The organism is Anaerotignum sp., assembly GCF_017483025.1.
Classification (GTDB): Bacteria; Bacillota; Clostridia; order Lachnospirales; family Anaerotignaceae; genus Anaerotignum_A.
Genome location: NZ_JAFUMA010000029.1, coordinates 1 through 9,096, shown reverse-complemented (window position 1 = coordinate 9,096; position 9,096 = coordinate 1). Strand labels below are relative to the sequence as shown.

The 9,096-nt window shown below is 47.1% G+C and carries 11 protein-coding genes; all 11 read right to left on the bottom strand.

Annotated features, from left to right (window positions below; genetic code table 11):
* The coding region (locus IJ369_RS02595; protein WP_290715642.1) for a complex I subunit 5 family protein at positions 1–1,368 on the bottom strand (1,368 nt) is incomplete at its 3' end.
* A gap of 15 nt (positions 1,369–1,383) precedes the next feature.
* The gene (locus IJ369_RS02590; RefSeq protein WP_290715640.1) at positions 1,384–2,862 is read right to left on the bottom strand and encodes a complex I subunit 5 family protein; all 1,479 of its coding nucleotides are present in this window, start codon (positions 2,860–2,862) and stop codon (positions 1,384–1,386) included.
* A 19-nt stretch (positions 2,863–2,881) separates the two neighbouring features.
* On the bottom strand, positions 2,882–4,348 hold the full coding sequence (locus IJ369_RS02585) for a complex I subunit 5 family protein (RefSeq protein WP_290715637.1): 1,467 nt from the start codon (positions 4,346–4,348) through the stop codon (positions 2,882–2,884).
* Between the two features lie 22 nt (positions 4,349–4,370).
* Entirely contained in the window at positions 4,371–5,882 is a 1,512-nt protein-coding gene (locus tag IJ369_RS02580) for a complex I subunit 5 family protein (RefSeq protein ID WP_290715633.1), read from the bottom strand.
* Position 5,883: 1 nt separating this feature from the next.
* Positions 5,884–6,258 (bottom strand): sodium:proton antiporter, encoded by a 375-nt coding sequence (locus IJ369_RS02575; RefSeq protein ID WP_290715630.1) that lies wholly within the window; start codon positions 6,256–6,258, stop codon positions 5,884–5,886.
* Between the two features lie 2 nt (positions 6,259–6,260).
* A complete protein-coding gene (gene mbhE / locus IJ369_RS02570; RefSeq protein WP_290715627.1) occupies positions 6,261–7,169 on the bottom strand; it encodes a hydrogen gas-evolving membrane-bound hydrogenase subunit E in 909 nt (302 codons plus the stop codon).
* Between the two features lie 3 nt (positions 7,170–7,172).
* Positions 7,173–7,436 (bottom strand): hydrogenase subunit MbhD domain-containing protein, encoded by a 264-nt coding sequence (locus IJ369_RS02565; protein WP_290715624.1) that lies wholly within the window; start codon positions 7,434–7,436, stop codon positions 7,173–7,175.
* Complete coding sequence (gene mnhG, locus IJ369_RS02560) at positions 7,433–7,744, bottom strand: monovalent cation/H(+) antiporter subunit G (RefSeq protein ID WP_290715622.1); 312 nt, start codon at positions 7,742–7,744, stop codon at positions 7,433–7,435. The genes IJ369_RS02565 and mnhG overlap by 4 nt, the downstream gene beginning before the upstream one ends.
* A complete protein-coding gene (locus IJ369_RS02555) occupies positions 7,735–8,076 on the bottom strand; it encodes a monovalent cation/H+ antiporter complex subunit F (RefSeq protein ID WP_290715619.1) in 342 nt (113 codons plus the stop codon). Before IJ369_RS02555 ends, mnhG begins: the two co-directional genes overlap by 10 nt.
* The gene (locus tag IJ369_RS02550) at positions 8,073–8,540 is read right to left on the bottom strand and encodes a Na+/H+ antiporter subunit E (RefSeq protein ID WP_290715617.1); all 468 of its coding nucleotides are present in this window, start codon (positions 8,538–8,540) and stop codon (positions 8,073–8,075) included. Before IJ369_RS02550 ends, IJ369_RS02555 begins: the two co-directional genes overlap by 4 nt.
* A gap of 360 nt (positions 8,541–8,900) precedes the next feature.
* A partial coding sequence (locus tag IJ369_RS02545; RefSeq protein ID WP_290715615.1) for a hypothetical protein occupies positions 8,901–9,096 on the bottom strand: 196 nt, incomplete at its 5' end.

The window sequence follows — 9,096 nt, the reverse complement described above, 5'->3', positions numbered from 1 at the left end:
AGGTGCGCCGTAAGGATTGTCTTCCAGGAAGATGCATACAAAGATCTTTGTCATATATGCCAATGTCAGACCGCCGGAGAACAGGAACAGTGCTTCTGCGCATTTCATAAATGCAACAGGCTGACCGGATGCATTCAGGATAGCAATATATTCCACCATGCTTTCGTGGATCAGTGTTTTGGAAATATAACCATTCCACAGAGGGATACCACCGATACCCAGAATAGGCATCAGGAAGATGAATTTCAGCAGAGGTTTATCTTTCCCATAGCCGCGAATTTTGTTCAGGTTCAGTTCTCTAAGATTCATGAAGATCACACCTGCGCCAAGGAACAGCAGCAGCTTGAACAGAGAATGGTTCAGGAAGTGCAGGATCGTACCTGCAGCCGCCAGGGCGTTATGTTCGCCCAGAAGGCCCTGCATACCAATGGCAATCACGATAAACCCGATCTGAGACATGGAAGAGCAAGCCAGTGTTCTCTTCAGATTGACAGAGAATACTGCCAGAACCGCCCCCATGACCATTGTGATGATACCCAGGATCAGGATAAAATAACCCCAGTTTGCATCATGCAGGAAGATCTTGCAGCTTACGATGATGGTGCCAAATACACCTGTTTTTGTCAGCAGACAGCTCAGCAGTGCACTGGAAGGCGCAGGAGCTACGGTGTATGCGTTAGGCAGCCATACATGCAGAGGGAACAGACCTGCTTTTGCAGCGAAGCCAAACAGGATCAGAACGCCAATGCCATAGTAATCTGCCACATTCTGTGTTGCCATGAAGGCTGTCAGCTCTCTCATATTCAATGTGCCTGCCTTCTGATACATCATAAACAGGCCCATCAGTGTTACCAGACCACCGATCACTGCCACTGCCAGATATGTTTTTGCAGCGCGCATGGTGAACGCTTCTTCATCATGCATAACCAGCACAAAGGATGTGAAGGACATGATTTCGAAGAAGATAAACAATGTAAACAGATCGTTCGCCAGGAAGATGCCCATTGTGGCACCCAGCGTCAGGAATACGAAGAAATAGTAGCGGTTTCTGTTTCTTTCCGCTTCCATATATTCCCTACTGAACAGTGTTGTGATCAGCCAGATGGAAGATGTCAGCACTGCCAGTACGATACCGAAGCAATCTGCGGCAAAGGTAAGCCCCAGACCACAGAAGCCGGAAATTTCATATGCTACGTCCTTACCAATGATCGTCAGGCTGGCTGCAAAAACCACCGCAGACAGGATGCACGCCCAGATATCACGGGCCTTTTCATTACTGCGGCCGATGATATAGCTTACCACCGCGCCGAGGAAAGGAAAGAACACCAGAAATGGTACGACGATACTTGTTGTTGCAATATGTTCCATTCTTTCTCCCCTCCTTTACAGTACGCCCATGATGGCGTCATTCATGATGCCCAGCAGTGTATCAGGCATCAGACCCATGATAATAGAAACGATCGCCAAGATCACCAGAGGCACTGTCATGTATTTGTTTGGATCAGATACATGATGGTAGTAATCCGCAGGATATTCCTTTTCTCTGGGGAAGTATGCTCTGATGATGATGGAGAAAATATACAATGCTGTCAGAAGCGCAGACAGGATCAGCGCAACAACACCAATATATGTCACAGGATTGCCGCTGGCTGTTGCCGCCGTTGCCAATGCCCACTTACTGTGGAAACCGGCAAAGGGAGGAACACCCACCAGACCCAGGCCTGTGATAGCCATGGTCGCGAATGTAATAGGCATCAGCTTACCGAAGCCTTCGATCTCATAGAGATATTCGCGGTGTGTTTTATACAGAATGGCACCAGCTGTGAAGAACAATGTGATCTTGATAACAGCGTGGTAAACCATATGCAGCATACCCGCCGCCAGACCTGCAGGTGTCATAATGGCGATACCAAAAATGATATAAGACAGGTTGGAAACTGTGGAGTATGCAAATCTTCTTTTTACGTGGGGGGTTCTCAGGGCTACTGTAGAACCAAACACGATGGTGATGGCAGCGGCGATCAGCATCACGTACTGCGCCCATGTGCCCACCAGGAAATCCGTACCGAATGCGAAGTATGTCAGACGGATGATAGCAAAAATACCGGATTTAACGACCGCAACCGCATGCAGCAGCGCTGTAACGGGTGTAGGCGCAACGGACGCCTTGGGCAGCCAGCGGTAAAAAGGAAATACCGCAGCCTTTACGCCAAAACCGAAGAATGCCAGAACGAATACCAGACGCAGCATTTCTTCATGGCCCGCAATCAGATTGGGATCCAGAACGCCGCCGAAGATAAAGTCTGTTGTTGTACCGTATACCATAACGAATACAAAGCCGATGAATGCCAAAGCTGCACCGAACATCATGTACAGGACATACATCTTACCGGCATGGCGTGCCTTGTTATCCAACTGATGCATAACGATAGGCAGCGTTGCCAGTGTCAGGAATTCGTAGAACAAATACATTGTCAGGAAGTTGGCAGCAAAAGCGATACCAACAACGACACCGAATGTCATGATAAAGAATGCGAAGAATCTGTCTTCGTGGCCTTCGTGGGTCATATATTCAAAGGCATAAATAGTCGTCAGGATCCACAGGATGGAAACCATCGTACCAAATACTTTGGACATGCAATCCACATGCAAAGCCAGAGACAGCTTATCGCTGAACTGGAACAGCGTCACCATGCCAGCGTCTGCGCCAAAAATCGCATACAGCGCGAAGATCGCGTTCAGTACAACGATAGGCAGTACCACTTTTTCACGGGACTTTCTGTCACTAAATTTTACCGGCAGCAGGCAGGCACCCGCAATGATCGGAAAGATCACCGGTAACAATGTCGCAAATGCGTTCATAATGTTTCCTCCCTTTCCCTTAGAAAATCATTCCGCTGATGCTGCTGATGATATCCAGCAGAGGTGTGGGCATCATACCGAAGCCAACCACTGCGATGCTCAGCAGTACCAGAGGTACCGTCATCAGATAATTAGGTTCTTTCTTCTGCAAAGAAGCATAGTCGAAATCTTTGCCGGGGAAGAATGCGTTCAGCACGATGCTCATCAGGTAGCCTGCTGTCAGCAATGCGCTGACCATCAGAACTGCTACACCAACGATGCCCAGAACATCAGCTTCGGGCAGCAGACCGCCCTGAGCCAGATACCATTTGCTGACAAAACCACTTGTGGGAGGAATACCGATCAGGGACAGCGCTGCCAGAGCGAATGTCCACATCACGATAGGCATTTCCTTACCAATACCCTTCAATTCGTGAACGAAGGTTTTGTGTGTTTTATAGATGATAGCACCGGCGCAAAGGAACAGGATGTTCTTTGCCACTGCGTGGAAGACTACCTGCAGCAGTGCGCCCATGAAACCTGCGGGGCACATCAGCATCAGGCCGAATACCACGTAGGAAACGTTGGAAACTGTGGAGTAAGCCAGTCTTCTCTTCAACAGTTTTTCTTTATAAGCCAGCATGGAACCCATGAAGATGGTCACGATAGACAGAACCAGCAGCGCTGTCTGCGCCCATGTGCCTTTCAGGAATTCAACGCCGAACAGATAATATGTCACACGGATGATGGCGATGATACCGCCCTTTGTGATGATACCGGAAAGGACCGCAGATGCAGGAGAAGGTGCCACGGGATGGGCTGTGGGCAGCCATGCATGCAGGGGGAACATACCCGCCTTACAGCCAAAGCCCAGCGCCATCAGGAAGAACACAATCAGCATCAGGTTTTCATTGCCAGCCACCAGAGCCATATCCAGTGTACCGCCGGCGATGAAGGATGTTGTTTCGCAGTAGGTATTCAGGAAGAAGAAGCCCATCAGACCCATGCCTGCGCCAAAGAAGGAATAACCCAGATATTTCAGACCAGCACGAACTGCTTCGGGTGTGCCGGAGTGGATAACCATTGGAGCTGTCAGAATCGTCATAAATTCATAGGACAGATACAATGTCATCATATTTTCAGAGAAGCACAGGCTCATCAGTGCCCCCAGGGAGAAGGTATAGAACATGAAGAAGCGTTCAGGCTTATGTTCATGCTTCATATATTCCATGGAGAATACTGCCGCCAGCAGCCAGATGGTGCTGATCAGGCAGGCAAAGAATTTTGCCAGGCCGTCTGTGTTATACGCAAGGGAAAGACGATCTGTGATCTGCCACAGCAGGAAGGAATGATCCCCCATGCACAGATACCACACCAGAGCCGCTTCTACAGCCATTGCGATAAAAACTAAAGTATTACGCTGCTTTTCTTCCTTCTGGAAGCCAATGATGAGACCAAAGATAAAAGGTAAAATCATCGGGAGCAGCAAAAGTACATTTCCGCTCATTTTTTCTCACCTCATTCTCTCATCACAATGTCATCTGGATCAGTTCGATACCCAGCTCCATCACATCAATGATAGGACGGTAACCGATACCCAATACCAGATTGACTACGATAAACAGCACCATCGCCAGAGCGAACAAGGGAGAAATCTGCGTTTTCTGTACTTCTTCCTTGGGACGTGTCCAAATAGCGATTACGGAAGGCAGGAAGTACATCGCATTCAGGATCATGGAGATCGCCAGAGCAGCCAGAACCAGAACCAGTCTCAGCCCAGTCATTTCCAGAGCAGCCGTTGCGAAGTACAATTTGGAAATAAACCCTGCGAACAGAGGCACACCGATCATAGAAAGAGCGCCAACTGTGAATGCAATACCCGCCAGAGGATTTCTGTGGGCTGCACCCTTCAGGTTTTCCAGCTGTTCCTTACCGCCTGCGCCTTCAACGAAGGAACCACAGCATACGAACAGCATGGATTTTGTAACAGCATGAGCAAATACATGGAAGATCGCTGCCAGCATACCTGCTACGGAACCCAGACCGATACCCATAAAGATATAGCCAATCTGCGCCACGGAGGAATACGCCAGCATACGTTTCATACGGCTTTCGTGTACCGCATAAACAGAACCCATGACCATACCCAGCACGCCCAGAACGAACATAACGTCCGCAATTTTCAGTTCAACCAGTGTTTCCACTGTAAATACTTCAAATACCAGTTTGATAGCCAGGATGATGTACGCTTTCAGAACCAGACCGGACAGGATACCACTGGAGGTTGTCAATGTGGAACCGTAAGCAGTAGGCAGTGCGGAATGGAACGGGAACAGCGCACTCTTGATGCCCAGACCAACAAACATCAGGCTGACTACGATCATCAGCGCGAAGTGATAATCGCCTGTCGCCATCAAGAGAGCAATGCCCTCTTTCATCTGAGGGAACAGCAGCTGACCGGTGATACCATACAGGATACATACACCCAGCAGGAACAGACCGGAACCAACACAACCAAATACAAGATAGTGTGTTGTACCTACGATGGCTTGCTTTGTGCCCTTCGCCAGAATCAGTGTACAGGATGCGATCGTCAGAATTTCGATGAAAACGTAGCCTGTGAAGATATCGTTTGTATATGTCATCGCCAGCATTGCGCCGAAAGTAGCGTTCAGCATGATGAAATAGAAATTCTGTTTTTCAGGAACGATTTCCTTAAAGATAACATCGCTGCCGGCTGTGATCGTCAGGAACATAACAACGCTGACCATAACTGCCAGAAGTGCTTCCAGAGGCCCGATACGCAGTTCGTTGCCCCAGGGCGCAGGGAAATGACCCATCATAAATGTGTATGTTTCCTGATCCTGCACAACATTTACCAGCAGAACAACGGACAGAATGCCTACCAGCAGCACCATAAAGCCGTGCAAACGACGGGCAATACGACCGTTTTTGATCAGTGGTGTTATGATACCACAGAACATCGCGAAGAAGATGCTGAAGAAAGGTATATTATGTACGAAATTTACATGATGCTCCATATTATTCCCCTTCCTCCTCTCTCATCATTCGCAGAATCTCATCCATGTTCAAGGAGCCGTAATGTTTATACAGTCTCAGAACCAGGGCCAGAGAGAACGATGTGATACTAACGGATACTACGATACCTGTCAGAACCAGACCTGCAGGGATGGGGTTGATGTAGTAATCCGCATCGATGATCCCATTTGTCAGGATGGGTGCTACTCTGCCGAAAACATAGCCCTTCGCCGCCAGGAACAGATAAACCGCTGTATCCATGATATTCAGACCAATAAATTTTTTGATCAGGTTATTTTGCAGAAACAGATTCATGAACCCTATGCCAAACAGGATCACTGATGCTGCTTCATAATAGTTTGTCAACAGATGACTCATAATCAGATTTCTCCTTTTGTAAATAACGCATAGAACCCATACATAGTACAAGCAACGACCAGACCTACACAAATATTCAGAGGCAGGATAAAGCCGGAGCTGAGGATGTCGCCGGGTGTACCCTTAGGAACTTCCCAGCCAACGTGGTTTGCGCCTGTAAAGAAGGAATAGCTCTTACAGCCGCAGTATGTCAGCAGACAGCATACACTGGTGATGGTCAGTGTTTTTACTGTAAAGAATGTCTGCATCTTTTTATGACCATTCGCAGCAGCATACAGGATCAGACCTGCGCCGATGATAGAACCGCCGGAGAAGCCGCCGCCGGGAGACAGGTGACCATTCAGTACAACGTAAATGCCATACAGGATAACGATGGGTGCCAGACATTTCGCGCCTTTTTTCAGGATGATCTTGGAATCCTGACCATCGAATACTTCGTCTTCCGCCATTTCCTTATCTTCTACTGCACTGATGTTTTTCTTATCTCTCTGCAGCAGCATCAGAACCGCAACGACCGCCATGAACAGTACGTTGGATTCACCGAATGTATCGAATGCACGGTAGTCCAGGATCATACCGGCTACGAAGTTGATCGCACCTGTTTCTTCGATACCGCTTTCCAGGTAACGGGCTGCCACTTCATTATTTGTAGGGCTGCCGGGATCGCCAAACATAGGCAGATCCATAACCACCATCAGCATGACTACAATGAAGCATAAGGTGATCCCTACACACAGGACACGGTACAGTGTAGGATTATTGGAACGAACATGTTCCACAGAAACTCTCTTTTCGCCAGGGGCGATTTCTTTTCTTTCTCTGGTAGAGATATACTTGTCCGCATCGATGATCACTTCATCGCCATCGATCCAGCCCTTCAATCTTTGCCAGAAAGATCTATTATCGCTCATTCATCAACCCTCCCTTGTGCCTTTCAGGGCATGTACCTTCTTCAATGTCAGGAAGAAGATGACCGTATCAACGCCTGCACCAACGGCTGCTTCCGTGATTGCCAGGTCGGGAGCCTCCAGAAAAAGCCAGACGATCGCCATAATGGAGCTGTAACCCATAAATACGATAACTGCCATAAAAAGGTTCTTTGTTACAGAAACGCCGATAGCGCTGACGATCAGGAATACGACCAGGATCATCTGGATTGTAATGCTAAAATCACTCATTTGCCCTTCATCCTTTCTTCAGCGTCTTTATTCGTCAGCAGTTCTACCTTTGCGATCATGTGTGTCGCAATGGGGCTTGTCAGCCAGAAGAACAGAATGATCAGGACATATTTCGCAATCACGAAAACACTGTCGCTCATGATCATAAGACCTACTACTACAAAAAACAGACCCATTGTGTCGCCAAGGGCTGCTGCGTGCATTTTGTTCATAACATATTTGAAACGGAAAACACCAAAAGTAGCGCAAAGGAATACCAAAAGGCCAATGATGATGCATACCGCAGCGATGATCTCTCTTATTGACATTCTTCCTTCGCCTCCTCTTCTTTTTCTTCCTGATGGTGTTTGCTCAGGAACAGCAGACGACCTTTATGATGCAGTGTAACCACATGACACATAACGACTACCGCCAGGAAAGACAGCAGTGTATACACCAGGGAAACGTCGATCAGTGCGGTTTCGCCCAGATAAATGGCAAGGATACAGATGGTTGCCGTTGTCATTGTGCCGATCATATTGATGGCAACGATACGGTCAGTATAACGAGGACCCTTCACCGCACGTGTGAACGCCAGAAGCATGCAGGTCGCCAGCACGCACATAGCGATTTCTAAAATAAAGTGCATTGTCTCGCTCATTTCTTACCCTCCAACCTTCTCAGCTGTTCCGCAAAAACGGAATCATTCAGTCCTTCGCCGAATTTGCTCTTGTCCAGTGCCTGAACAACATAATCACCGTTTTCCAGACCTGCTGTGTAAGTACCTGGTGTCAGTGTGATGGAGTTTGCAAGCATCACCTGAGCCGCCTCAGTTTCCAGGTCTGTATGGAATCTAACGATTGCAGGTTCGATTTCCATTTTTGGAGACAGAATGATCTTGATAACGTCGATATTCGCCTTGAAGATCTCCCAAACAAGGATCACAGCATACTTCAGATACAGGGGCGTCTTTTTCACAAAACGCAATTCATCCTTGTAGTTGTAGCCCATGTGCTTGGAAATGAACCAGTACAGCCAGCCGCAGATCACTACACCAAACAGGGCCACTTCAAGGGTCACCCTGCCGTTGAAGATAAACCACAGCAGTAATAATAATAAATACATTGAACCATCCTTCCCGCGCAAGCATTTATTTCATATTGCCATGCCGAAAGCGCCCTCTTCCGCCCGCAGAACAAAAAACCACGAATATCAGGTATCCCGGTTTTGTCGAAAATTTGTGCAGTAAAAGGCATTTTCACATAGCCCAACATAATATATTATCAATGAATATCATAAAATTGTCAAGTCTGTTAGTGCTATCTCACGATTTATTTCCTAACATTTTCTTAATATTCCGAAAAGTTGCCCAATCAGCCATTGATTATATAGAAAAAATTCTGTAAAACGTGATAAAATGGCGTATTCTCAGGTATTATGCATCTCGTTAACTCTGTTAAGAAAATATCACCAGAGTAGAAAATATTAGCACATTTTGGCATAAATTGGAACCAAAGAGGTATAAGCATTTTTGTAATAAAATTCTTTTATACGGACATATGTTTTCGCATTTTTTCTAATGGCGTTTCCCCTTCCATTATAAATCCTTACACGCAAAAAAAGCCCGAATATGATATTGAAAAGAACACCATATACAGGCTCTCCTATCAAAGGAGGTTTT